The organism is Polyangium sp. 15x6 (assembly GCF_029960785.1).
Taxonomy (GTDB): Bacteria; Myxococcota_A; Polyangia; order Polyangiales; family Polyangiaceae; genus Polyangium.
Genome location: NZ_JASBQE010000097.1, coordinates 20,432 through 45,102 on the forward strand (window position 1 = coordinate 20,432; position 24,671 = coordinate 45,102).

The 24,671-nt window shown below is 68.9% G+C and carries 20 protein-coding genes and 2 tRNA genes; 12 read left to right on the forward strand and 10 right to left on the reverse strand.

Translation table 11 applies throughout. From position 1 onward, the window contains the following. Positions 1 to 10 precede the first annotated feature (10 nt). Positions 11 to 2,221 carry an ATP-binding protein gene (locus QHF83_RS42435; RefSeq protein WP_282423800.1) on the reverse strand — a complete coding sequence of 737 codons (2,211 nt, stop codon included), beginning with the start codon at positions 2,219 to 2,221 and terminating at the stop codon, positions 11 to 13. Positions 2,222 to 2,371: 150 nt separating this feature from the next. Here QHF83_RS42435 and QHF83_RS42440 point away from each other — a divergent pair, with 150 nt between their 5' ends. Beyond that, entirely contained in the window at positions 2,372 to 4,009 is a 1,638-nt protein-coding gene (locus tag QHF83_RS42440) for a L,D-transpeptidase family protein (RefSeq protein WP_282423801.1), read from the forward strand. 275 nt (positions 4,010 to 4,284) lie between these two features. Further along, on the forward strand, positions 4,285 to 4,788 hold the full coding sequence (locus QHF83_RS42445; RefSeq protein ID WP_282423802.1) for a hypothetical protein: 504 nt from the start codon (positions 4,285 to 4,287) through the stop codon (positions 4,786 to 4,788). A gap of 321 nt (positions 4,789 to 5,109) precedes the next feature. On the opposite strand, the gene QHF83_RS42450 is transcribed toward QHF83_RS42445, so the two are convergent. After that, positions 5,110 to 5,499 carry an OsmC family protein gene (locus tag QHF83_RS42450; protein WP_282423803.1) on the reverse strand — a complete coding sequence of 130 codons (390 nt, stop codon included), beginning with the start codon at positions 5,497 to 5,499 and terminating at the stop codon, positions 5,110 to 5,112. Positions 5,500 to 5,601: 102 nt separating this feature from the next. Between QHF83_RS42450 and QHF83_RS42455 the strand changes: the two genes are divergently transcribed. After that, a complete protein-coding gene (locus QHF83_RS42455; protein ID WP_282423804.1) occupies positions 5,602 to 6,339 on the forward strand; it encodes a lysophospholipid acyltransferase family protein in 738 nt (245 codons plus the stop codon). Here QHF83_RS42455 and QHF83_RS42460 read toward each other — a convergent pair. Then, a complete protein-coding gene (locus tag QHF83_RS42460) occupies positions 6,306 to 6,962 on the reverse strand; it encodes a GNAT family N-acetyltransferase (protein ID WP_282423805.1) in 657 nt (218 codons plus the stop codon). The genes QHF83_RS42455 and QHF83_RS42460 overlap by 34 nt on opposite strands. 159 nt (positions 6,963 to 7,121) lie before the next feature. Between QHF83_RS42460 and QHF83_RS42465 the strand changes: the two genes are divergently transcribed. Both QHF83_RS42465 and QHF83_RS42470 read left to right on the forward strand, forming a co-directional pair. Then, a complete protein-coding gene (locus QHF83_RS42465; RefSeq protein ID WP_282423806.1) occupies positions 7,122 to 7,574 on the forward strand; it encodes a DUF4362 domain-containing protein in 453 nt (150 codons plus the stop codon). A gap of 58 nt (positions 7,575 to 7,632) precedes the next feature. Further along, positions 7,633 to 8,934 (forward strand): UDP-glucose/GDP-mannose dehydrogenase family protein, encoded by a 1,302-nt coding sequence (locus QHF83_RS42470; RefSeq protein ID WP_282423807.1) that lies wholly within the window; start codon positions 7,633 to 7,635, stop codon positions 8,932 to 8,934. A gap of 323 nt (positions 8,935 to 9,257) precedes the next feature. On the opposite strand, the gene QHF83_RS42475 is transcribed toward QHF83_RS42470, so the two are convergent. Then, positions 9,258 to 10,730 carry a DUF4178 domain-containing protein gene (locus QHF83_RS42475; RefSeq protein ID WP_282423808.1) on the reverse strand — a complete coding sequence of 491 codons (1,473 nt, stop codon included), beginning with the start codon at positions 10,728 to 10,730 and terminating at the stop codon, positions 9,258 to 9,260. Between the two features lie 117 nt (positions 10,731 to 10,847). On the opposite strand from QHF83_RS42475, the gene QHF83_RS42480 reads away from it, so the two are divergent. The 3 genes from QHF83_RS42480 to QHF83_RS42490 all read left to right on the forward strand — a co-directional run bounded on the left by QHF83_RS42480 (position 10,848) and on the right by QHF83_RS42490 (position 14,933). Next, positions 10,848 to 12,383, forward strand: coding sequence for a polyamine aminopropyltransferase (locus QHF83_RS42480; RefSeq protein WP_282423809.1), 1,536 nt, complete (start codon positions 10,848 to 10,850; stop codon positions 12,381 to 12,383). Then, complete coding sequence (locus QHF83_RS42485) at positions 12,362 to 13,978, forward strand: FAD-dependent oxidoreductase (protein ID WP_282423810.1); 1,617 nt, start codon at positions 12,362 to 12,364, stop codon at positions 13,976 to 13,978. The genes QHF83_RS42480 and QHF83_RS42485 overlap by 22 nt, the downstream gene beginning before the upstream one ends. A 178-nt stretch (positions 13,979 to 14,156) precedes the next feature. Further along, on the forward strand, positions 14,157 to 14,933 hold the full coding sequence (locus QHF83_RS42490) for a PP2C family serine/threonine-protein phosphatase (protein ID WP_282423811.1): 777 nt from the start codon (positions 14,157 to 14,159) through the stop codon (positions 14,931 to 14,933). An 88-nt stretch (positions 14,934 to 15,021) separates the two neighbouring features. Here QHF83_RS42490 and QHF83_RS42495 read toward each other — a convergent pair whose 3' ends face one another. The 4 genes from QHF83_RS42495 to groES all read right to left on the reverse strand — a co-directional run bounded on the left by QHF83_RS42495 (position 15,022) and on the right by groES (position 18,647). Then, positions 15,022 to 15,789 carry a 3',5'-cyclic-nucleotide phosphodiesterase gene (locus tag QHF83_RS42495; protein ID WP_282423812.1) on the reverse strand — a complete coding sequence of 256 codons (768 nt, stop codon included), beginning with the start codon at positions 15,787 to 15,789 and terminating at the stop codon, positions 15,022 to 15,024. A gap of 5 nt (positions 15,790 to 15,794) precedes the next feature. Continuing rightward, positions 15,795 to 16,442, reverse strand: coding sequence for a Crp/Fnr family transcriptional regulator (locus tag QHF83_RS42500; RefSeq protein WP_282423813.1), 648 nt, complete (start codon positions 16,440 to 16,442; stop codon positions 15,795 to 15,797). 137 nt (positions 16,443 to 16,579) lie between these two features. Then, entirely contained in the window at positions 16,580 to 18,274 is a 1,695-nt protein-coding gene (gene groL, locus QHF83_RS42505; RefSeq protein WP_282423814.1) for a chaperonin GroEL, read from the reverse strand. 67 nt (positions 18,275 to 18,341) lie between these two features. After that, the gene (gene groES, locus QHF83_RS42510) at positions 18,342 to 18,647 is read right to left on the reverse strand and encodes a co-chaperone GroES (RefSeq protein WP_282423815.1); all 306 of its coding nucleotides are present in this window, start codon (positions 18,645 to 18,647) and stop codon (positions 18,342 to 18,344) included. Between the two features lie 438 nt (positions 18,648 to 19,085). Here groES and QHF83_RS42515 point away from each other — a divergent pair. From QHF83_RS42515 to QHF83_RS42525, 3 genes are all read left to right on the forward strand, one after another. Further along, positions 19,086 to 19,156: transfer RNA gene (locus tag QHF83_RS42515), tRNA-Gln, on the forward strand. A gap of 42 nt (positions 19,157 to 19,198) precedes the next feature. Beyond that, positions 19,199 to 19,273, forward strand: a tRNA-Glu gene (locus tag QHF83_RS42520). A gap of 146 nt (positions 19,274 to 19,419) precedes the next feature. Beyond that, positions 19,420 to 20,358 (forward strand): alcohol dehydrogenase catalytic domain-containing protein, encoded by a 939-nt coding sequence (locus QHF83_RS42525; protein WP_282423816.1) that lies wholly within the window; start codon positions 19,420 to 19,422, stop codon positions 20,356 to 20,358. A 1-nt stretch (position 20,359) separates the two neighbouring features. On the opposite strand, the gene QHF83_RS42530 is transcribed toward QHF83_RS42525, so the two are convergent. Then, the gene (locus tag QHF83_RS42530) at positions 20,360 to 21,646 is read right to left on the reverse strand and encodes a metallophosphoesterase (protein ID WP_282423817.1); all 1,287 of its coding nucleotides are present in this window, start codon (positions 21,644 to 21,646) and stop codon (positions 20,360 to 20,362) included. An 84-nt stretch (positions 21,647 to 21,730) separates the two neighbouring features. Continuing rightward, positions 21,731 to 23,557 carry a bifunctional serine/threonine-protein kinase/formylglycine-generating enzyme family protein gene (locus tag QHF83_RS42535; RefSeq protein WP_282423818.1) on the reverse strand — a complete coding sequence of 609 codons (1,827 nt, stop codon included), beginning with the start codon at positions 23,555 to 23,557 and terminating at the stop codon, positions 21,731 to 21,733. 121 nt (positions 23,558 to 23,678) lie between these two features. Here QHF83_RS42535 and QHF83_RS42540 point away from each other — a divergent pair, with 121 nt between their 5' ends. Next, on the forward strand, positions 23,679 to 24,533 hold the full coding sequence (locus QHF83_RS42540) for an alpha/beta fold hydrolase (protein WP_282423819.1): 855 nt from the start codon (positions 23,679 to 23,681) through the stop codon (positions 24,531 to 24,533). Positions 24,534 to 24,671: the final 138 nt, after the last annotated feature.

The following is a 24,671-nucleotide window of genomic DNA, read 5'->3' on the forward strand; positions in this document are numbered from 1 at the left end:
AGGATCCGCTTCAACAAGCCGGCGGCTCCACCGGCAACGTGACCACGAACTCCGCGCCGTGACCGGGTTCGCTGAACACGCGGATCGCGCCGCCGTGGGCCTCGCAGATCTGGCGCGCGATGTACAAGCCGAGCCCGAGGCCTCCATGGGCGCCGGACGTCCCGCCGCGCTCGAAGCGATCGAAGATCCGCCCGAGATCCGCGGGCGAGATGCCCTTGCCCTCGTCCCGCACCGAGAGACGAGCGCCCTCGTCCCCGACCTCGACCTGCACGTGCACCTTGGCAGGGGCCGCGTAACGCAGGGCGTTCGTGAGGAGGTTCGTCAGCACTTGCTCGAGCCGCATCGCGTCCGCGCGGATCGTGCGGCGGCGGGTGCAGCTCCCGCGGAAGCAGAGCTCGCTGCCCACGCGCCGCGCTTCCTCGGCGATGCGCTCCACGAGGTCTTCGCAGAGCGCGCAGAAATCGACCTCTCCGATCTCGAGGACGAGCTTCCCCGCGGCGATCCGCGAGACGTCGAGCAGCCCATCGACGAGGCGCTTCAAGCGCGCGAGCTGCTTCTGCGTGCCCTCGACGCGCGCGATGCACGCGTCGACGGTCCACCCGGTGTGCAAGCCCCGCGCGAGCAGGTCGACCGAGAGGCACACCGTGGTCAGCGGCGTCCGGAGCTCGTGCGAGGCGATGGAGAGGAACTCGTCGCGCGCCCGCAGCGCGGCCTGCGCCTCCTGGTAGAGCCGCGCGTTGTCGAGCGAGATGCCCACGCGATCGGCGAGCGCGATCGCCACCGTGAGATCGTGGCTCTGGTAGCGAGGCTTGTCTTCGCCGCGCCCGAGGCTGAGGCTGCCGAGGACGCGCCCGCGGGCGCGCACGGGCACGGCCATGCCCGTCGCGGTCCCGATGCGGCGCGCGAGCGCCTTGTGGTCCGCGTCGACGCAGACCCGATCGAGCAAAGCATCATCGACCACGGGATTGAGGACGGGCTTCAACGTGCGCGCGGGCTCCGCGCCGGGCTGCTTCCCTCCAGGCGGGTATCGCTCCGCCGTCGCGACGATGAACGGCTCCCGCGACGGATCCACGTGCGCGACCGAGAAGCGGCGCATCTGCCCGTCCTCGAGGAGGTAGATCACGCACCAGTCGGCGAGGAACGGCAGGGCGAGGCGCGGGACGAGGCGGACGAGCTCCTCGAAGTCGAGCGAGCCCGCGAGGCGCTCGGCCGCGTCGGCGAGGAAGCGCTGCGCCGCCTCCGCGCGCTCGAGCTCCCGGTAGAGGCGCGCGTTGTCGAGATCGCCGGCGAGGCGTTGCGCGAACCGCTCGGCGAAGGCGCGGTCGTCCTCGTCGAAGCCGCGCTGGGTCACGTCGCGCAGGAACACGAGCGTGCCGAGCCGGTGATCACGCCCGCGCAGCGAGACGAGGAGGAGCGCGTGCGCGCCGAGCGAGGCGAGCTCCTTTGCGTCCTTCTCGTGCGTCATGAACGAGGCGAGCGTCGCGTGGTCGATCTCGTTCAGCACGAGCGGCTGCCCTGCTTCGATCATGGCGCGGGCCGATCCCGACAAGCGCTCGACCAGGTTCGAGGTCTCGACGAGCCGCCGCCATCGTGCCTCCCGCGCGGGCTCCACGTGCGCGACGACGGCGCGTGGCGCGCCGCTCGCTGGCTCGACGAGGAAGATACAGCCGTCGCCGCCGACGGGCAGGGCCAGGCGCGCGGCCGCGGGCAGCGGATCTCCGCCTGCGGGCGCGAGCGCCGCGCTCGTCTGCGCGAGGACACGTTGCCGCTCGTCGGCGCGGCGGATCCGCTCTTCGAGGCGCTTTCGTTCGGTGATGTCCTCGGAGATGCCGAGCAAAAACCGCGGCTCGCCCCTGGCGTCGACGATGGGGATCTTCTTCGTGTGCAGGACACGCAGGCCGTGCCGCGTCTGGATGGGCTCCTCGGTGATGTCGACGAGGCATTTGCCCGAGAGCACCTCGCGATCCTTCGCCACGAAGAACGTCGCTTGATCGCCGGGAAACAGGTCGGCGTCGTTCTTGCCGATCAGGGCGTCGCGGCCCAGCCCGAGCAGGTCTTCGCCAGCTTTGTTGAACAGGACGAAGCGGAGCTCGGCCGCGTCCTTGACGAAGATCATGTGGGGGATGTTCTCGACGATCGAGTCGAGGAACGAAGCCGTGCTCTCGAGCGGCGCGGCGCTGCCTATGTCGCGTCGACCGGGCTCTCCGTCTGCCTTCGCCACGTCCCCTCCTGATTTTCATAAGGTGGCCTTGTAGGCCTTGCAACTCGACGAAAGGAGTAACGTGGGAGAATCACGCGACGAGGGCTTCGCGCGGGCCTCGCGGAAAACTGGACATCGGCGCCGAGGCATGCGCAAACGGGGCCTCCCGTGATGCGACGCCCCTGCTACGCGCTGCTCGTCCTCGCGGCGGCGAGCCTCGGCGGCTGCCGTGAGAAACCAGGATCGGCTCCAGGCCTCGTCGCCGACGTTCCGGCCGAAGCCGGCGCCGCGACCACGAAGACCGACACGGAGGGCGCCCCTTCCGCGGAGGCGGACGCGGACGCGCCGCCGCCGGAGCCGAGCGGCCCGCTGCTCGTCGACCTCGCGGGCATCGCGCACCTGCCGCCCCCGATCCCGGAGAGCGCGCCGCGGCTCGCGAGCATCGCGATGCGCACCGACGTCCTGGCGAAGCCGGACCCGAAGGCGACACGCGTCGGCTTCCTTCGTGCCGGCGCGATCGTCGAGATGGATCCCGAGATCGCGGGCACGTCCGGCTGCAAGGACGGATGGCGCAAGATCAAGCCGTACGGCTACGTCTGCGTGGGCCCCGAGGCCACGCTCGATCTGAACCACCCGATCGTGAAGGCGGCGTCGCGTCGCCCGGACATCACGCAGAAGCTTCCGTACATGTACGGCATCGTGACGCGCGGTGGCCCGGTCTACGCGCGGATCCCCACGGAGGAGGATCTGAAGACGCACGAGCCTGGGCTGAAGAAGCACCTCGCGAAGTGGGAGAAGGACAAGGAGAGCGGGGCGGCGTACGGGCTCGACGTGTGGATGAAGTGGAAGTCGCAGGCCTCGCCGTCCGCGCTCGAAGCGATGGAGCAGCGGCTCACGGACCCGGACATCCCGCTCTTCCTGAAGGACGGCGGCCGCGTGCCGAACCTGTCGGGTCTTTTGAAGTCGAACGATCTCGTGAAGATCGGCCAGGTCGACCGGCGCAACGGGGTGGCCTTCGTGGAGACGTTCCTGCATGAGGGGCGTCGCTACAACGTGTCGACGGATCTAAGGGTGATGCCGGCCGACCGGTTCCGCCCGATCCGCGGCAGCGACTTCCACGGCTACGAGATCGGCAAGGACATCGACTTCCCGTTCGCGCTCGTGCGGAGGCCCGGCGCGAAGCGCTGGGTGTGGGACGAAGGGAAGAAGAAGCTCGTCGCGGGCGAGGAGGTCGCCTACCGCGCGGCGGTCGCGCTGACGGGCAAGCAGAAGTTCGTGGGCGGCGTCCTGCACTACGAGATGAAGGACGGCGGCTGGATCGACGACCGGCACGCGGGCCGGGTGGATCCTGCGAAGAAGATGCCGGCGTGGGGGAAGAACGGCGAGAAGTGGCTCGACATCAACATCACGAAGCAGGTGCTCGTCGCTTACGAGGGGACGAAGGCGGTGTTCGCGACGGTGATCTCGAGCGGTGAGAGCGGGCTCGAGGATCCGGAGACGAGCAAGGCGACGAAGCGAGGGATCTTCCGGATCCATACGAAGCACGTGAGCGTGACGATGGACTCGGACGCGGTGGGCGAGGAGTTCGAGCTACGCGACGTGCCGTACGTGCAGTACTTCCAGGACGGCTACGCGCTGCACGGCGCCTACTGGCACGATCGCTTCGGCCAGCCGAAGAGCCACGGCTGCGTGAACCTCGCGCCGGAGGACGCGCGGAGGCTGTTCCACTGGACGGAGCCACAAGTGCCGTACGGCTGGCACGGCGCGGCGCGGAATCTCACGGGGACGGTGGTGTTCATTCATCCGTGAGAATGCAAGGCGGGCGGGCGCTGCGAGGTTTTCCGCCGCAGTGCCATCCGGCTCGGCGTTTGGTAAGCTCATCGCCGTGATGCAATCACGGCCCGTGGCTCGAGCAGGCGAACGGCGCTCCGGTAGGGAGGTGTTCTCGCTTGGGGCCATCGACCCGGAGATCCTCGAAGCAGCGGGCGAGGTCGATCGAACGCTCATTCAGCTCGCGCTCGGCCGAACGTTGCGGGAGCGCCTGCGCGCAGGCGCTTCGCTCGCGCGCGTGGCAGCGAGGTTCCGTGCAGCACCCCAAGGTCGTTGACTCCGAGACGTTCCTCGCGGAGCTAGCGGCCGCGGGCGTGGAGTTCATCGTCGTCGGCGGAGCGGCAGCCTTGCTCCACGGAGCGCCGATCACGACGCAGGACCTGGACATCGTCCACCAGAGGAGCCCCGAGAACGTCGCGCGCTTGCTCGACGTGCTGCTGCGCCTCGATGCCGTGTTCCGTTACGACCTCGCCAACCGTCGATTGCGGCCGACCGCGGAGCTTCTCTCCGGGCGCGGCCAGCTCAACCTCTCCACCATGCTGGGGCCGATCGATCCGCTGTGCGAGCTCGGCGAGGGGCAGGGATACGAAGAGCTCTTGCCTCATACCGTCGTGATGACGGACGGCGACCTCACCCTCCGCGTGCTGGACTTGCCCACGCTCATCGACGTGAAATCGAAGACGGGTCGAGCAAAGGATCGTGCCGTCCTTCCCGTGCTGCTTGCCACGCTGGAAGAGAGCTCGAAGATGCAGCCTTGAGCGAAGGCGCGTTGGGGTTGATGCGCGTCGACTTTCGCTGGTCATCGTCGACAACGGCAGTTGATGCTCGTTCGACCCCCGCTGGTCATCGTGACGCGCGGCGGTTGATGCACGTCGGCACCCGCTGGTCATCGTGACGCGCGGCGGTTGATGCGCGTCGGCATCCCCTGGTCATCGTGGACAGCGGCGGTTGACGCGCGTCGACACCCCCTCGGGTCATCGTCGACAGCGGCGGTTGACGCGCGTCAACACCCTCGGGTCATCGTCGACAGCGGCGGTTGATGCGTTCGAACACCCTCGGTCGTCGGTTTCCTGCGCGTCTCACCCCACGAGAGCCGTCTCGATCTCGATCTTCCCCGTCAGCATCTTGTGCACCGGGCACTTGTTCGCGATGTCGAGCAGCCGCGCGCGTTGCTCCTCCGTCAGGTCTCCCACGAGCTGGATCGACCTCCGCGCGACAAACGCATCGCTGCGTTTCTCCCCCGAGACCAAAACCTCCACCGACGAGAGCGGCCAGCCCTTCCGGTCCGCGTAGACCTTGACCGTCATCGACGTGCACGAGCCGAGGCCGGCGAGCACGAACTCGAACGGATCCGGACCTCGATCGTCGCCGCCCACCTCCGGCAGCTCGTCGCCCACGAGCTCGTGCGGCCCCACGTGGATCGACTGACCGAACTTCCCCTCGCGCGTCTTCACCGTGACGTTTCGCATGTCCCCTCCTATCGCAGAATCCCGCCTCGGGAGAAAGGCGCGTCGCGGCGCGCGCGCGATGCTTTACGCGACAGCAAGCCTGTCCGACGTTAAGGGTTCGCCATGATCCCGCTCGCCCCTACAGGCTGGATGCTCGCGCAGACCGAGTCCGGCCGCCGCTTCGCGCAGAGCCTCGCCGCCGAGCTCCGCGCCACCCTGCACGGCGACGAGCACGTGCCCCGCAAAGGCAGCGCGCTGCTCGTCGGCAACCACGCCTTCATGGGCATCGACGCCTTCGCGCTCGCCGCGCTCCTGCTCGTCCAGACGGGCAGGCTCCCGCGCTTCCTCGCGGAGCGAAACCTCTTCCGCATCCCCGGCCTTCGCGAGGCGCTCCGCAGCATGGGCGCGATCCCGGGCACGCCCGACGACGCCGTCGCTCTCCTCGAAGCCGGCGAGATCGTCGTCGTGTATCCCGGCGGCGTCGACGACTCGTTCAAGCTCTCGAGCGACGCGTACACGCTGCGCTGGCAAGGGCGCGCCGGCTTCGCGCGCGTGGCCATGCGCGCCCGCGTCCCGATCGTGCCGTTCGCCGCCACGGGCGTCGACGAGCTCTACCGCCTCGATCGACGCGAGCACTTCCTCGGTCGCTGGATCGGTGGCTCGTCGCGCTACGACATCCCGCTGCCGAAGGACCTGCGCCCACGTCGCGTGCCGCTCGATTACTACCTGCTCCCGCCCATCGACACCGCAGGCGATCCCCGCGACGTGGAGGACGTCGAGCGCGTCCGGCGCGCGACCGAAGAGGCCATCCGCAGCGTGCTCGATCCCTACCGCGCGGGGCTCTCGTCCTCGGCGCGTTGATCGTCCTCCTCGCCAAGAAACGCCGCGCGTGTCGCCTCCGCAGCCGCGCGTAACACGCGGAAAATTCCGAGGTCCGACCAGTGCGGCTCGGGGTCGCCGATCGGCACGTCGATCACGAGCGTGTCGCCCTCGTCGCGGTGCACGACGCCGCCGGCCTCGTCGAGGATCCGTCGCATCGGCGCGTTCGAGACGAGCACCGACGAGCGAAAGATCTGGATGCCACGCTCGCGCGCCGCGCGCGTGAGCGCTTCGAGCAAGATGCGGCCGAGGCCCTGGCCCTGGTACGCGTCGATCACCGTCACCGCCGCCTCGGCGACGTGAGCCTCGCCTGCGAGGCGCAAGAACCGCGCGACGCCGACGCCCTCTTCTTCCTTGAGATCGAGCGAGTCCGTCATCGCGACGATCGCGACGTGATCCTTGCCGTCGACCTCCGTCAGGTATCGCGCCATCGCCGCGCTCATGAACGGCACGTCGAAGAGGAAGCGGCGGTAGCGCGACTCGCGCGAGAGTTTGCCGAAGGCACGCACGAGCGCGTCGCGATCTTCCGGCCGGATGCAACGCAGCCGTACGACGCGTCCGTCCGCGAGCGCCCGCGTCTCGTGATACCCCCGGTCGTAGCGCACGCCCTCAGCATACAGCGCTGTCGTCCGTGCAGAACGACGCTTCGATCTTCGTGTCGCGCGTGGTTGCAGGCGGCCGAGCGCGCCGTACCCTGGCCGGTCATGCAGCGCTTCGAATCCCCTTTGAGTTCGCACGATTCCGCGCGCCGTCTCGGACACCTCGTGACGTCGCTCCTGCTCGTCCTGTCCGGGTGCTCGTCGTGCTCCGCGGCGAGGACCCCAGGCGAGGGCGATACGCGGTCGACCTCCGTGGAGCCGGGCCTCATGCCTTCGGAGTCGGATGGCTCGTCGTCGTGCGGGCGCGAGACCAACGTGCACGGCTCGGGCTACGACGCCGCCGCGCGCTCATGCCTCTGGGACGCATGGCGGAACGGGAGCCCCGCAGGGCTCGTGATCACGATGCACACCGTCGAGGGCGATCCGATCACGTACACGCTGCGCGTGCGCCCCGGTCCCGTCGTCGACGTGACCGAAGACAGTCGCGACAGGTTCGGATCACCGGGCATGACACGCACGACCTGCAAGTCGCTGGAGAAGCGCTCGGGAACGGGCGATCGCTTCGGGTTCGTGCTGCGCGGATGCGACGGGCGCGCCGACGAGATCGTGATTCCCTGACGGCGCGTGGGGCGCGCCACGTACACACGGGCCTTCGCGAAATGATAGGGTGCGCCCCATGCAACTTGCGGTGATCGGGACGGGTTACGTCGGCCTCGTGGCCGGCGCCGGGTTCGCGGATTTCGGAAACGACGTCGCCTGCGTGGACGTCGACGAAAGCAAGATCGCGCGCCTCCTGCGCGGCGAAGTGCCCATCTACGAGCCGGGTCTCGACACGCTCATCGCGAAGAACACGAAGGCCGGGCGTCTGTCCTTCTCGACAGACGTGGCATCCGCCATCCAGAGCGCCGAGGTCGTGTTCATCGCCGTCGGTACGCCCCCCGCGCCCGACGGATCCGCAGATCTCTCGGCCGTCTACGCCGTGGCCGAGACCATCGGCAAGAACATGAACGGCTTCAAGGTCGTGGCCACGAAGAGCACGGTGCCCGTGGGCACGGCCGATCAGGTCGAGGCGATCATCGCCCGCCACACGACCCATCCCTTCGGCGTCGCGTCGAACCCCGAGTTCCTCAAGGAAGGCGACGCAATCAACGATTTCATGAAGCCCGATCGCGTGGTGATCGGCTCGAACAACCCGCGCGCGCTCGAGGTGCTCCGGAGCCTCTACGATCCGTTCGTGCGCACGAGCGACCGTATCCACGCGATGGGCGCGCGCTCCGCAGAGCTCACGAAGTACGCATCGAACGCGCTGCTCGCGACGCGCATCTCGTTCATGAACGATCTCGCGCTGCTCGCCGAGAAGCTCGGCGCAGACATCGATCGCGTGCGCAAAGCCGTGGGCGCCGACCCGCGCATCGGGCCGAAGTTCCTCTTCCCCGGCCCGGGCTTCGGCGGCTCGTGCTTCCCGAAGGACATCTCCGCGCTGATCCACACGGCGCAAACGATGGGCCACGACCTCGAGGTCGTGCGCGCCGTCGAGGAGGTGAACAAGCGGCAGAAGCACGTGCTCGGCTCGAAGGTGAAGCACCACTTCGACGGCTCACTCGCAGGGCGCATCGTGGGCGTCTGGGGCCTCGCCTTCAAGCCGCAGACCGACGACATCCGCGAGTCCCCCGCACTCACCCTGATCGAGGACCTGCTCGCCGCAGGCGCAACGGTGCGCGCGCACGATCCACAGGCGATCGAGAACGTGCGTCCGCTCTTCGGCGATCGCGTGACGTTCGTGGACACGATGTACGCCGCAGCCGAGGGCGCCGACGCACTCGCACTCGTGACCGAATGGCACGAGTACCGAAGGCCCGACTTCCACCGCATCAAGCGGCTCATGCGCACGCCGTCCCTCTTCGACGGTCGCAACATCTGGGACCCGGAAGACCTGCGCGCGATCGGGTTCTGGTACACCGGGATCGGCAGGGGCTGAGGCGCCTCGCCGGGGTTTCACCCCGGACCCGAGCAGGGGCTGTCCGCCCCTGCACCCGGACCAGCGCAAGCGCTGGACCCAGGGTCGATGAACTGCGCGATGCGCAGTTCATCGAACGGCCGAGTCAAGACCAGCGACGCCCCTGCCGATCAAGACAGCCGCGCTGCCCTTTCAACTGGCAACGCGGTCCCACCGGCCCGTTGGAAGAACTGCGCATCGCGCAGTTCTTCCACCCCGAGTCCAGCGCTTGCGCTGGTTCGGGTCGAGGGGCGAACAGCCCCCGCGGGGTCCGGGGCAGCGCCCCGGCGCAACGCTCCGCGAGGCTACTTGCCGCCGCCGAAGCTGGGACCGCCGATGAAGACGCCGCCGCCTCCGCCGCCTCCGCCGCAGTCGCTGAAGATGATGAGCAGGACGAACAGGATGATGACGCCGATGATGATCATCGTGCCGCATCCGCTCGTTGCGCAGCCGCTGCCGCCTTCGCCTGATGCGAGCAGCGAGCCTGCTGGGGGCTTGATGCCGAAGGCGGCGCCGATGTCGCTGGCCGAGAGACGCTCGCAGAACGAGTAGTTCACCTCTTTGGCCGTCTGCTCGACGCTGACCTTGCCGCCTGAGCCTTCGTACTCCGTTGCCTGGACGGCTTCGCCGATCTCCACCTTCCAGTAGAACTCGCCGACCACGTACTCCGTCTCGGCGCGGACGCTCTGCTTCCAGTTGTAGTGCTGGCCGCGGAGCATCGCGGCGCCGCCGGACACCGACACCTCGCCGGGTGGGATGGGCGTGACGAGCCACCACGCGCCGTCCTCCTCCATCAGCCACAGGTACCCGACACGCGGCCCCGCGTAGAGCAGGTACTCGCGCCACCGATAGCGCTCGCCCTCCACGGTGCAGCCGCGGATCGTGAAGCCGATGCAGATCACGCGGTTGCCACGCAGGTTGCCCTCGGCGCCGAGCGGGATGAACGGCTCGATCGGAGGCTTCGGCGCGGGGCCGAGCGCTCGCAGCGCGCCCTGGTTCAGATCGCTCGCCATGCCGCAGTAACGGCAGACGACACGCTCGGTTTGCCCCGGCGTCACGAGCGGCAGGTTGCCGCCGCAGTTCGGGCACGCGACGCTCGTCACCTCGGCCTTCGCGGCTTCGACCGGCGCGCCCGAGTCGAGCACCATCACCGCGGGATCGATCTGCCGGCCGAGGTAGAGCTTCGGCGGGATGCGGCCGTCGCCGTAGTCGATCGTGCCGAATGCGCCGTTCGGCGCCGCGATGTCCGCGTAGCCCGTGGGCACGCCTGGCGATGCGACCGCGGGCATCTCGCCTTCGCCCGAGATCACGCGACGCTGCCCGACCTCCGCGACCGTCCACACGCCGTACGTGCCGAGGTTGATCTGCTGGCCCGCGCGGAGCGCGTGGATCGACGGCAGCTCCGGCGGGAGCGGCACCTCGCTCGTCGAGTACCAGCGGCCTTGCGCGCTCGCGACCCAGCACCACTTCCCGCTCATCGGGAACGTGATGAAAAACTCCTGCCACGGCGCGCCGGGCGCGCTCGCGCGATCGAGCTGCACGCGGCCGTCGACCGCGAACGGCTCACCGCCGCTCCAGCGACCCGTCCCGCCGAGCTGCAGCGGCGACGGGATGTCGACGAGGTCCGCCATCCGGCCGACGGCGACAAGGTTCCGGTCCGTGCGTGCAACGACGAAATTGCAGTGCTTGCAGACCTGCGCGGCCGCGCCGGCGAAGCGGAACGTGATGGGCGCCCCGCACGACGGACACGCCGCCTGGCGGTCGAACGGGCTAGTCACGCCTCGGATGGTAGCCCATTTTCGTCGCGGGCGTGCTCCCTCGTCGGACCGCTTCCGACGTGGGCGTCTCGGATCGGGCTCACCGGCCACGCCGACCCGGTGCTAGGAAGGCGCGGCATGACGCAGCAGCAGCCGCGCCGCTGGGTCCACCCCGCGCTCCTCGCCATGGTGGCCGTGATCGCGACCTCCGGGCTCGTCTACGAGCTCGTGACGGGCACGCTGGCGAGCTACGTGCTCGGCGACTCGGTCACCCAGTTCAGCCTGGTGATCGGCCTGTACCTCTTCGCGATGGGCATCGGCTCGTACCTGTCGAAGTTCCTCGAGGATCGCCTCCTCGAGCGCTTCGTCGAGATCGAGCTCTGCCTCGCGCTCGCCGGTGGCCTCTCGGCGCCGCTGCTCTTCAAGGTCTACACGGCGGCCGCGGCGTTTCGCTTCGCGCTCTACGGCATCGTGGTGCTCGTGGGCACGCTCGTGGGTCTCGAGATCCCGATCCTCATCCGGCTGCTCCAGTTCTCGGTCGACCTGAAGGAGCTCGTCGCGCGTGTCCTCTCGCTCGACTACGTAGGCGCGCTGATCGCGAGCCTGCTCTTCCCGTCGCTGCTCCTGCCGAAGCTCGGCGTGCACCAGACGAGCCTCTTCTTCGGCCTCCTGAACGCGGCCGCGGCGATGCTCGCGACGTTCCTCTTCCCGCTCGATCGCGCCGTCACGATCCGCCTGCGCGCGCAGTGCGTGCTCATCTTCGGCGTACTCGCCGCGGTCTTCGGGTTCGTCAGTCGCTTCGTCGATCGCGCCGAGACCGTCTACTTCGGCGCGCCCATCATCTACACGGCGCAGTCGCCCTACCAGCGCGTGGTGATCACGCGATCGCCGCGCACGACGCGCCTCTTCCTCAACGGCAACCTCCAGTTCTCCTCGGACGACGAGCAGCGCTACCACGAGGTCCTCGTCCACCCCGCCGTCGCCGCGCTCGGCCATGATCCCAAGAGCGTGCTCGTGCTCGGCGGCGGCGACGGCCTCGCCGCGCGCGAGCTGCTCCGGTACCCGTCGATCGAGCGCATCGTGCTCGTCGACCTCGACGCCGCGGTCACCGACGCGTTCCGCAAGCTGCCCGTCGCGCTGGAGCTGAACGGCGGAGCCCTCAACGATCCACGCGTCACCGTGCGCAACGAGGACGCCTACAAGTTCCTCGAAGACTCGCGCGACTCGTTCGACCTCGCGATCGTCGACTTCCCCGATCCCTCGAACTACGCCGTCGGCAAGCTCTACACCGACGCCTTCTACCACCTGCTCCGCGAGCGCCTCTCCTTCCGCGGCGTCGCCGTCGTGCAAGCGACCTCGCCGCAGTACGCGCGCGAGTCGTTCTGGACCATCGTGCAGACGCTCGAAGCCGCAGGGTGGAAGACGGCGCCGCTCCACGTGTACGTGCCGAGCTTCGGCGACTGGGGTTTTGTGTTGGCGGGCGGCGAGCACCTCACCGCACCTGGTGCGCTTCGCATCGAGCCAACAAAGCTCCGCTGGCTCGAGTCCTCGGGCTTGCCCGAGCTCTTCCGCTTCCCGCGCGACATCGGCCGCGTCGAGGCGCCCGTGAACCGGCTGAACGATCAGAAGCTCGTGGCGATCTACGCGCGCGAGTGGGGCGTCTTCACGCGCTGATGGACCGGCGGGCCTTCCTCACGACGGTCGCGGCGGGCTGGGTGGTCGACTCGATCCTCCCGGGAAAGGCGCCGATCGCGGGCCGCATCATCGGCGCCTCGCACGGCGTGGGTCACCTCGTGCGCGACGGCGGCGTGCCCGCGCCGAGCGGGCCGCCGGATCGCGCGGACGTCGTCATCGTCGGCGCGGGCGTCGCCGGCCTCTCCGCGGCGTGGAGGCTCGCGCCCGCGGGGCTCGACGTGCGTGTGCTCGAGCTCGAATCTTTCCTCGGCGGCACGAGCACATGGGGCGACGACGGCGCCGCGCCGCACCCGTGGGGCGCGCACTACCTCGCCGCGCCGAACCCCGAGGCGCGCGCCGCGCTCCGCTTGCTCGAACAGATGGGCGTGGTGAAGGGCTGGGACGCGGCGGGCCGCCCGCGCTTCGATCCACGCGTACTCTGCCACGCACCGCAAGAGCGCATCTTCTATCGCGGCGCGTGGCACCCGGGGCTCGTGCCGCAGGACGAGCTCGACGCGCACGATCGCGCGGAGATGGAGCGCTTCTCCCGCTTCGAAGACGAGCTCACCGAGCGCGTCGGCGCCGATGGCAAACCCGTCTTCCAGATCCCGCTCGCGTTCTCGTCGCGGGATCCGGACACGCTCGCGCTCGATCGGATCAGCATGCGCGCGTGGCTCGATCGCGAGGGCTACACCTCGCCCTTCCTGCGCTGGTACGTGCGCTACGCGTGCCTCGACGACTTCGGCGCCGAGCCGGAAGAAGTCTCGGCCTGGGCCGCGCTGCACTACTTCGCGGGGCGCAAGCTGAAGACACCCGAGCTCGACGGCAGCCACTTCCTCGTGTGGCCCGAGGGCAACGGAAAGCTCGTCCAAGCGCTCTCCGAGCGTGCACGCGCGACGGTCACGCACGGCGCGCTCGTGACGAGCGTCGGCACGAGCGAAGGCGGCCGCGTCGAGGTGCGCTGGCTCGACGTGCGTGATCGCGTCCCGCGGCGCACGCACGCGCGTGCCGTCGTCGTCGCCGCGCCCGCGTTCGTCACCGCGCGACTTTTCCCCGCGGCCGCGGGGCGCTTGCCCGTGCGCACGAGCTCGCCGTGGGTCGTCTCGAACATGCACGTCGAGCGCCCGATCGATCCCGACATGGCGTGGGACTCCGTCCTCTACGATGCCGCGGGCCTCGGCTACGTCGACGCGCGCCATCAGCTCACCGAGCTCTCCTCGCGCACCGTGCTCACGTACTACCGCGCGTATGGAGGTCCCGACGTCGTGGGCGCGCGGAAGAGCCTCGTCGTCGCGCCGTGGGAACAGATCGCGAACGACGTGCTGCGTGATCTCGCGCCTGCACATCCCGAGCTGCGCGAGCAGATCTCGCGCATGGACGTGTGCGTCTGGGGTCACGCGATGCCACGTCCGCGACCGGGTTTTCTCGGCGAACGGCCCTTCGAACCGCTGGTCTTGCTCGACGAGCGCGTGGCCTGGGCGCACGCGGATCAGCCGGGCATGGCGCTCTTCGAGGAGTCGCAGGCGTCCGGTGTACGCGCGGCCGAGGCGGTCGCGCCTGCGCTCGGCGTCGAGCTCGGCCCGAGCTGGTTGTGAAAGCCAGGAAAATGGTAGCCACAAGCACAGAACCGACACCAAGTTGCCAGGAATTCTGGGTTCTGGTGTGCTTGCTGGCCTTCTGGGGGTAGGGTTCGGGTCGGTTGGCGCGGGAAACGTGACGGGATCTGCTCACCGACCTTGCACGGCCCCCCCCCTACGCGTCTACTGTTCGGCCATGCGAACCCGGTTCGCCGGGATGACCGATGTCGGCCTGATGCGGGAGCACAACGAGGACAACCTCCTCGTGATGCCCGAGTACCATGTCGTCGCCGTTGCCGACGGAATGGGCGGGCATCGCTCCGGCGATGTGGCGAGCCGGCTGGCCGTCTCCACCCTCTCGGATTTCTTCTCGGTCACCGTCGGTCGCGACGGTACATGGCCATTTCCTGCCGATCCGAACCTGACGGAGGAGGAGAACTACGTCGTCACGGGCCTGCGGCTGGCCAACCGTCGCATCTTCGACCGTTCGCTCAAGACCATGGCGGACTTCGGGATGGGCACGACGATCGTGACGGCGATGTTCGACAAGAACGCGACGCGCGTGACCGTGGGTCACGTCGGCGACAGCCGTTGTTACCGCATCCGGGGCGACAAGATCACGCAGCTCACCCGTGATCACTCGCTCGTCAGCGACGCCTTGCACATGGCGCCGTGGATGACGGAGGAAGAGATCAAGCGGCTTCCGCCGAACGTGATCACACGCGCGCTCGGCATCCGCGAAGACGTGCTCGTCGATCTGCTCACCGAGGAGACGGCCGCAGGCGACATCTACCTGCTCTGCTCCGACGGCCTCTCGGGCCTCGTGAAGGACCCGGAGATCTGCGACATCGTCACGAAGGCCCCGTCGCTCGACGAGGCGTGCCGCGTGCTCATCGAGCGCGCGAACTTCCACGGCGGACTCGACAACATCACGGTCGTGCTCGCGCGCGTGGAACCCGATCAGCCGGGCTGACCGTCCCGCCCCTCCCGCCCCTCACCCAACCCCTCTCCCGCAAGCGGGAGAGGGGTTTTGCGCTTTGTCAGCGCGGCTTGCTTCAGCCCTACAGCAAGAACTGATCGCCGATCTTCATCACCTCGAGGCTCACGCCTTCGAGCGCCGCGCACTCGCGCTCCACCTCGGCCTGGAACACAGGCTTGATGTGATAGAGCAGCGTCGGCAGATCCTGCGGACGGCGTAGCTTCTTCAGATCGGCGCGCAGCGTCTGCGGCGTGTGGTGACCACTCACCGTCGCGAGCCGCTGCTCCCGGTTCGGAAAGCTCACCTCCATCAAGAGCGCGCGCAGGTTCGGCTGCTCGTCGAGCACCTGCCACAGCCGATCCGTGGGCCCCGTGTCGCCGCTGTACGCGATGGCGCCGCCCGGCGTCTCGATGACGAACGCGGCCGACTCGATCGTGTGGCTCACCATGACCGCGCGCACGGTGCAACCCGCGAGTGGCGCGGGGTTCTCCGGCGAGAGCTCGAGGTAGCGGATCGTCGGGTTCTCCGGCGTCGGGATCGTCGCGAAGTCGGGCCAGAGCTCGTTGTTGAAGAAGTGCTCGCGCAGGATGCGGATCGTCTCGCGCGTGCCCGCGACGATGAGCGGAGGTGCGCCCATCTGACAGCGATTGTCCGCGAGCGTCGCGAGGTCGCGGATGTGATCGAGGTGCGCGTGGCTGACGAGGCACCCTTCGAGCTTGAGCTGGCCCTCGACTTCGAGGCCGCTCGTGAGCGATCCAGCGTCGATCGCCAGACGCTCGTCGAGGATGAAGGCGCTCGTGCGGTGCTTCGGAGTCTCGCCGCCGTGGCAACCGATGACGCGGAGATCCACGTCGCTCAGCCTTCCCCGCCGAACTTCTGCGGCATCTCGAGGAACTCGACGAAGTCCTGGAGCCTGCCGACGTCGGCGACGACGATGCCCCCCGGGACCTCACTGGCGAGGCGCAACCTGCGCAGCCGCAGCATCACGTCGGAGGCCGCGACCGAGTCCACGCCGACGTCACGCGCGAGATCCTCCGCCCTCGTACGAATCAGGATCCCCTCGGGTGTCTTCTCGCCGAACGCCTCCGCGCTCCGCGCCAGCGCGAGCATGATCCGCGCCTTCGGATCGCGGTGCATCAGCACCTCGATCAGCGCGTCGGCCGAGTCGAGCCGCTTCGCGAGCTTCTTGATGAGCCGCATCGCGATCTCGGCGTTGACCGCGACCATCTTCTCGAGCGTCTTCGCCTCGACCAAGAGGCACCGCGTCGTCTCGACGACCGTCGCCGTCGCGCTGCGCGGCTTGCCGTTCAGGATCGCCAGCTCGCCGAGGAACTCCCCCGGTCCGAGCACCGCGATCACGCGCTCCTCGCCCGCGATCAACTTCGTGATGCGGACGGAGCCGGACTGGATCACGTACATCACATCGCCGGGATCGCCCTCGCGGCACAGTATGTCCCCGGCCGAGAACTCACGGCCAAACCGGGCGAAGAGCGGGTCCGACATCGTGGGGGGAGTTTACCGCCATACGGCAGGCCGGGTCAAAAACCGGAGGCTCGGCCGTCGCGCTCTTCGAAAAACGAAAGCCCCGGACGTCGGAGACGCCCGAGGCTTTCGTCATGGCGTGAGGCTTCGTGGGGCGATCAGCCCATGTCGAAGTCGCCCATACCGCCCATGCCGCCCATGCCGCCCATGCCGCCCATGCCGCCCATGCCACCCATGCCGCCCATGCCGCCGCCGCCGGCCGCGGCCGCCGCTTCCTTCTTGGGCTTCTCGGCGACGAGCGCCTCGGTGGTGAGCATCAGGGACGCCACGCTGGAGGCGTTGGCGAGCGCGTGGTGCACGACCTTCGCCGGGTCGATGACGCCGGCGGCGAAGAGGTCCTCGTAGGTGTCCGTCGCGGCGTTGTAGCCGAACGAGCCCTGCGACCCGCGGACCTTCTCGACGACGACGCTCCCGTCGATGCCGGCGTTCGTGGCGATCTGCCGGATCGGCGCCTCGGCGGACTTGCGCACGATGCGCACGCCGACGTCACGCTCGTCGCCGAACTTGAGGGTGTCGAGCACGGCCGAAGCGCGGAGCAGCGCCACGCCGCCGCCGACCACGATGCCCTCCTCGACGGCCGCGCGCGTCGCGTGCAGCGCGTCCTCGACGCGGGCCTTCTTCTCCTTCATCTCGACCTCGGTCGCCGCGCCGACGCGCACGACGGCCACGCCGCCGGCGAGCTTCGCGAGGCGCTCCTGGAGCTTCTCGCGATCGTAGTCGCTCGACGTCTCGGCGATCTGCTTGCGGATCGACTCGATGCGCGACTTGATCGCGGCCTTGTCGCCCGCGCCGTCGACGATGACGGTGTTGTCCTTGTCGATCTCGACGCGGCGGGCCGTGCCGAGGTCCCGCAGCGTGGCGGTGTCGAGCTTCTGGCCGAGGTCCTCCATGAAGGCCGTCGCGCCCGTCAGGGTCGCGATGTCCTTCAGCATCTCCTTGCGGCGATCGCCGAAGCCGGGCGCCTTGATGGCGGCGACCTTGAGCGTGCCACGCAGCTTGTTCACGACGAGCGTCGCGAGCGCCTCGCCCTCGATGTCCTCGGCGATGATGAGGATCTCGCGGCCGTTCTTGACGACCTGCTCGAGCACGGGGAGGAGGTCCGCCATCGACGAGATCTTCTTCTCGTTCACGAGGATGAGCGGGTTCGTGAGAACCGTCTTCATCTTCTCGGCGTCGGTCACGAAGTACGGCGAGAGGTAGCCGCGGTCGAACTGCATGCCCTCGACCGCGTCGAGCTCGGTCGTCATGCGCTTGTTCTCTTCGACCGTGATCACGCCCTCCTTGCCGACCTTCTCCATGGCCTCGGCGAGGATGTTGCCGATCTCCTTGTCGCCGTTGGCGCTGATGGTGGCGACCTGCGCGATCTGGCCCTTGTCCTTGGTCGGGACGGCTTGCTTCTTCAGCTCGCCGAGGATCGCGGCGACGGAGGCGTCGATGCCGCGCTTCAGGTCCATCGGGTTGTGGCCGGCTTCGACGAGGCGCAGGCCCTCGTTGTAGATGGCCTGGGCGAGGACGGTCGCGGTGGTCGTGCCGTCGCCGGCCTTGTCGCTCGTCTTCGAGGCGACCTCGCGGACCATCTGGGCGCCCATGTTCTCGAGCTTCGAGTGAAGCTCGACTTCCTTGGCGACGGTCACGCCGTCCTTCGTGACGACGGGCGAGCCCCAGCTCTTCTCGATGACGACGTTCCGGCCCTTGGGCCCGAGCGTCACCTTCACCGCCTCGGCGAGCGTGTTGACGCCCCGGAGGATCGCGGCGCGCGCGCCACGGCTGAAAACGATCTGCTTCGCGGACATGGATCTTCTTCCCTCGCGGCGGATGTCGCCGCGTGCTCGGTTTGTTTGGAGGAGGGCGGGCGAGCGACTAGCTCGCGGACTCTTCGCCGCCGGTGATCGCGAGCAGGTCGTCCTCGCGCAGGAGCACGTAGTCCTCGCCGTCGATCTTCACCTCGTTGCCGGCGTACTTGCCGAAGAGGACGACGTCTCCGACCTTGATGTCGAGCGGCCGGAGCTTGCCGTCGCGGAGGAGCTTGCCGTTGCCCACGGCCACCACGCGCCCCTCGATGGGCTTCTCCTTGGCCGAATCCGGGATGATGATCCCACCCTTCGTCTTGGTCTCGCTCTCGAGACGCTTGACCACGATGCGGTCGTGCAGCGGCCTGATCTTCATGATGGCTTCCTCTATCGTCTGTTTGCTGGCACCGGCGGGCCGACGCCCTCCGGCCGTGGCTGTTGGCCACGGAGGGCATCGAGCACCAACGCCGCTGGCACTCGGCTATGCCGGTGGCTAAAACCGGCCCGGAAAATAGATCCCCCCTTTCCACCGTCAAGGCCGCCCAGGTTCGGCTGGTCGTTTTTCCGGAGGCCCGCGTACGTCCGGGAAACGCCTCGAAGGCATCGTTCGGCGATCCAGACCGGACGTCGAGAGGACGAGCCGGTCCAAGGTAGACGGAATTCCCGAGCGATTCCGAGCTGTTCCCAACATACGACAAGAAGCGCTTGACAGGACCGACGGTTCGGCTAAGTTGCGCGGCCCGTGGACGACGGAGCGACTGCTCCGGTGCTCCAGCAGTCCCTTGGCCCGTAGGGCTTTGGGAAAGCCGGTCCTTGGGGGATCGTCTAATGGCAGGACGACGGTTTCTGGCACCGTCTATCAAGGTTCGAATCCTTGTCCCCCAGCCCGAAGTCGGCTAAGAAGTGTCGCCGACGGATTTGAAAATTGGTCCCATCGTCTAGCGGTTAGGACGCCGGCCTCTCACGTCGGTAACGCGGGTTCAATTCCCGCTGGGATCGCCAGGAAGTACAGGAAAGCGAAAACGGCACCTTCGGGTGCCGTTTTCGTTTTGTGCTTTCACGCTGAAAGCTGAGCCCGGCCGGACGCCCGGACCCGCACGGCCGCCATCGCGCTTGCGCGCGCTGCCCTCGTTTGAGAGAGAGGGCACATGAAGGCGCTCCAGTGCACAGAACGCGGCGTAGAGCTCGCCGACGTCCCCGATCCCGAGCCCGCGCCGGGCGAGGTGGTGGTCAAGGTCCGGTCGGCCGGAATCTGCAATACCGATCAGGAGCTCGCCCGCGGGTACATGGGTTTTCGTGGCGTGCTCGGGCACGAGGTCATCGGCCTCCACGCGGGCAAGCGCGTCGCCATGGAGATCAACTGCGCCTGCGGGAGGTGCGCGACCTGCCGCGCGGGCGGACGCAACCATTGCCCCGCGCGCACCGTGCTCGGGATCCTCGGGCGAGACGGCGGGATCGCCGAATTCGTGCGGATTCCCGAGGAAAACCTGCACGTTCTGCCGGACACGATCCCCGACGAGAGCGCCGCCTTCATCGAGCCGCTCGCCGCCGCGCTGCATGCCTTCGACGAGGCCGCGCCCCGGCCAGGGGATCGTGTTTGCCTGCTCGGCGACGGCAAGCTCGGCCTGCTCACGGGGCTCGCGCTCGCCGCGCGTCGCGGGGATCTCGGGCGTGCGGTCGCCGTCGGACGGCACCGGGACAAACTCGCGATCCTGGAAGCGGCGGGGCTCGACGTCGCGCTCGAAACGGAGTTTTCCGAAGCGGGATTCGACCTCGTCGTGGAGGCGACCGGAAAACCCGCGGGCCTCGCCCGCGCGCTCGCCATCGTGAAGCCGCGCGGCACGATCATCCTGAAGAGCACGTACGCAGGCGTCGCGAACGTCGATCTCGCGCCGGCCGTGATCAACGAGAACAAGATCATCGGCTCGCGTTGCGGCGATTTCCAGCGCGCCATCGACGTGCTCGCCCGGGGCGCCGTCGATCCGCGGCCGCTCATTTCGGCGCGGTATCCGCTCGCGGACGCCGCGCGTGCCTTCCAGCGCGCCGCAGAGCCGGGCGTCTTGAAGGTCCTCGTCCTGCCTTCTTGAATCAGGCCGACACGAGCACGACGCGCGTCACCTCCGGCGGCGCGCCGACCCGCGCCGGCGGCCCCGCCGTGCCGAATCCGCGGTTCACCCAGAGCCGCGACCCATTCCGCTCGTAAAGCCCCGCGACATATCCGTACGGGAGCACGAGCTTGCCCGGCTGCAAGGCCCCGAGATTGACCTGCCCGCCGTGCGTGTGCCCGGAGAGCTGCAAGGCCACCTGGCCCGCGGCGTCCGGGAAAAACACGGGGTTGTGGCAAAGCAAGACGCGCGGAAGATCCTTCGGGACGTGCGTGAGCGCGGCTTCGAGGTTCGGCCCATTCCCCGGCGAGAGGCGCCGCGCCCACACGTCCTCCACGCCGAGCAGCGCGAACCCGTCCTTGTCGTCGCCGACGACGAATCCGTCATTGCGCAGCACGCGCGCCCCGGCCGCCTTCAAGGCCGAAACGACCTCGTCGATCCCCGCATACCAGTCGTGATTGCCCGGAATGGCCACGACGCCGTCCCGCGCGAGCGGCGCGATGTTCCGCACGAAGCGCCCGAGCATCTCCGCGTATTTCGCGTCGTTGTCGAGCAGATCCCCGGTGAGCACGATCCGATCGGGCCGCGCCTTGCGCACGAGCTCCTCGGCCGCGCGCATCTCGGCGTCGCCGACGAACGTGCCGAAATGAATGTCCGAGAGCTGGACCAGCGTATACCCATCGAGGCGCTTCGAAAGCCCCGGGATCCGGACGGGCACCTCCTCGATCACGTAATCGTGCCGGCCGAAGACCGCGCCATAAAACGAGCTGCCCGAGCCCACGAGCAGCGCCGATCCCGTCACCGCCTGGCCGAGAAAGACGCGGCGCGTGGGCAGCACGGGCCCCTTCTCGGGCGCAGGCTCGGCTTTCGCGGGCTCCGCGGCGGGCGCAGGCGCGGGCGCCGCAAGCTCGGTCGCGAGGGCGAGCGCGGGCTCGGGCTCGGGCCGCGGGGCGGGCTCAGGCTTCGCGCGCGACGCGAGCCACGTGAAAGGCAGGGCTCCGAGCTTCGCGAGATCGACGAGCAGGAGCAGGCCCGTGCTGATGAGCAAGGCGAGCAGGAGCGTGAACGCGACCTCGCCGAGCAGGCGCACGCCGAGGGCGCGCGCGAGGATCATCGAGGCCATGGCCCCGAGCACGACGAAGAGGCCGGTCCGCTCGGCCCGCACGGAGAGCCCGAACGACTGCTTGACCCGACGGCCGAGGTAGAAGCTCGCGGCGAAAAGGACGAGCGAGACGACCACGAAAAAGATCACGAACCGCGGAATTCCCATGGGATGCCGTGCCCTCGGTCGCGGAGCGTAGCGCACGCCCGAGCCGCGCGGGAGGGTGCCGCCCGAAGAGATCCGGCTCGTCTCTCAGCGCGCCGATCGCACGCAACGAAAGCCGCCGCCCGCGAAGCGATAATGCGGCTCGAACCGGGTGCGCGAATAAGTCTTGAGCGATTGCGCGCCGAAGAGCCAGGAGCCGCCGCGCATGACGTAGAGCGGGTGCCGCGGCTTCGCGGTGTTCTTCGGGTTGCGCGAGGGGCCGTCCATGTAAAACGCCGGATCGTCGACGTCCTCGCACCACTCCCAGACGTTGCCGGCCATGTCGAGGGCGCCGTACGGCGACTGGCCCTCGGGATAAGAGCCGACGGGCGCCGTGCCACGATGTTTTCCGCCGTAATGGGCCCGGCTGGGCGTCGGCTCGGCCTTGCCCCACGGATATCGCCGGCCGTCCGTCCCACGCGCGGCCTTTTCCCATTCGGCCTCCGTGGGCAAACGCTTGCCGGCCCACGAGGCATACGCGCACGCGTCGTCCCACGAGACGTTCACGACCGGATGATCCTCGAGCCCGCGCGGCACGGCGCCGCGCGCCCAGTGCGCGAGGAAACGACCGCCGCTCTCGTCGGCCGGCTCGTATCCGGTGACCTGCACGAAGAGCGCGAATTGCCGGTTCGTGACCGGCGCGCGGTCGATGTAATACGCGTCGAGGAAGACCTCGCGCCGATCGGGGCCCATGAGAAACGACCCCGCCGGCACGAGCACGGACTCGGCGCCGTCGGTGTCGCGCAAGACGGTCGCGAGCGGCGGAACGGAGGTGCTGCTCGGACGCGGGACGACGGGCCCCGGCGCGGGCTCGTCGATCGCCGCGAGGAGGCGCTCGCGGAACTCCGCGCAGGTCTGCGGCCGCTGGGAGGGGTTTTTCGCGAGCGCGGAGAGAATGAGCTCCTCGAGCGGGGCCGGGATCTCGGCGCGGTGCTGCGAGGGAGGCGGGGGCTCCGTCTGGACGTGCGCCATCATGAGCGCGAAATGGTTGTCTTCGGGGAACGGCGGCCGGCCCGCCGCGAGCTCGTAGAGCGAGACGCCGAGCGAGTAGACGTCCGAGCGATGATCGGCCGTCTTGTCGCCCTTCACCTGCTCGGGCGACATGTACCGGCAGGTGCCGAGCAGCGCGCCGCTCACGGTGTACGTCGTGCCTTCGAGGATCCGCGCGATGCCGAAATCGACGACCTTGGGGACGAGCTCGCCCGAAGGTCCGCGCATGACGAGCACGTTGTCGGGCTTGAGGTCGCGATGCACGATGCCCTGCCGGTGCGCCGCGTCCATCGCGTCGAGCACGGCCGCGAAGATCTCGCGGGTCTCGACGAACGGCATGCGGCCGCGCCATTTCACGAGGTGATGCGCGAGCGTCTGTCCCTCGACGTGCTCCATCACGATGCCGAGCAGGTGCTCGTGCTCGATGAGGTCGAAGACGGAGACGACGTGCGGATGCGAGAACGTGCGGAGGACGCGGGCCTCGCGGATGAAGCGGCGCCGAATCTCGGCGTCGCCCGCGAGGTTCGAGTGCAGGCACTTGATCGCGACCGTGCGGCCGAGCGCGCTGTCGTGCGCGCGGTAGACGACGCCCATGCCGCCCTCGCCGAGCACGCTCTGCACGGCGTACACCCCCGAGAGCACGGTGCCCGAGGGGATGCGCATGGGCGGGAGGCGGCTCGGCGTGGGCCCGGACGCGGGCGTGGGCTCCGGTTGGACGTTGGGGGCTCCGCTCGGACGGGCCGAGCTATGCCCCCAAGCCCCCTGTTCGACCGGCGTCGTCGGCGCAAGCGCGCTCGGCAGCTTCGCGAAGAGGACCGTGGGATCGGCCGCGGCCGCCACGGGGGCGCCGCAATCGGCGCAAAACCGCGCTTTCTCGCCGATCACGGCGCCGCAACGCCGGCAGGAGGGCTCGCCCGAGGCCATGGGGGGCGGTAGAGCTTCGCAGATCGTCGGGGCACGAGGCAAGACATCGTCGCGCCCGAACCCTGCGTGGTAAAAAGCGACCATGGTTCTTCTGTCCGTCCTCGACCACGTGACGCGTGCGATGCTCGTGCGCCGCGGCGTCGAGAGCCGCTTCGTCGAAACGCCGGTCGGGCGCGTGCACGTGTACGACGCCCGTGGCGAGGGAGCGGCCCCGCCGGTCGTGTTCCTGCATGGCATCGCCGCGTCCTCCGCGGTGTTCGCGCCGACCCTCGCGAGGCTCCGAAAAAAGAGCCGTCGCGTGCTCGCCGTCGACGCGCCGGGCCACGGTCTGTCGAGCACGCCATGGATGACGCTGGGGCCCGAGCGTCTGTTCGAGTCGCTGTCCTACGTGCTCGATCACGAGCTCGACACGAAGGCCGTCGTCGTGGGCAACTCGCTCGGCGGCGCGATGGCGCTCCGGTACGCGCTGCGCCGGCCCGACCGCGTCGCGGGCCTCGCGCTCACCTCGCCGGGCGGCGCGCCGGTCGAGGATCCCGACGAGCGCGAGCGTTTCCTGCGCGGCTTCGTCATCGAGAGCGTACGCGACGCCCGCAACTTCCTCGGGCGACTGAACCACGCCGTGCCGTGGTACGGGCCGCTCGTCGCGCCCGACATCGTGCGTATCTTCAAGAACCCGTCCGTGCGCTCGATCCTCGACGGGCTCGAGCCGAGACACTTCTTCGCCCCGGGCGAGCTCGCGCAGCTCTCCATGCCGATCCACGTGATCTGGGGCAAGTCGGACCGCGTGATCCCGCCGTGTTGCCTCGGGTTTTTCAAGAAAAACCTGCCCCCGCACACGGTCTTCGTGGAGCCCGAGGGCATCGGGCACTCGCCGCACACCGAGGACCCGAAGGCGTTCGCAGACTTCGTGCTCCGCGCGCTCGAACGAGCCTCGTGAGCCGCGCCGTGGCGCCGGGGTTTCACCCCGGACCCCGACCAGGGGTTGTCCACCCCTGGACCCGGACCAGCGCAAGCGCTGGACCCGGGGTCGATGAACTGCGCGATGCGCAGTTCATCGAACAGGCCGAGGCAAGAC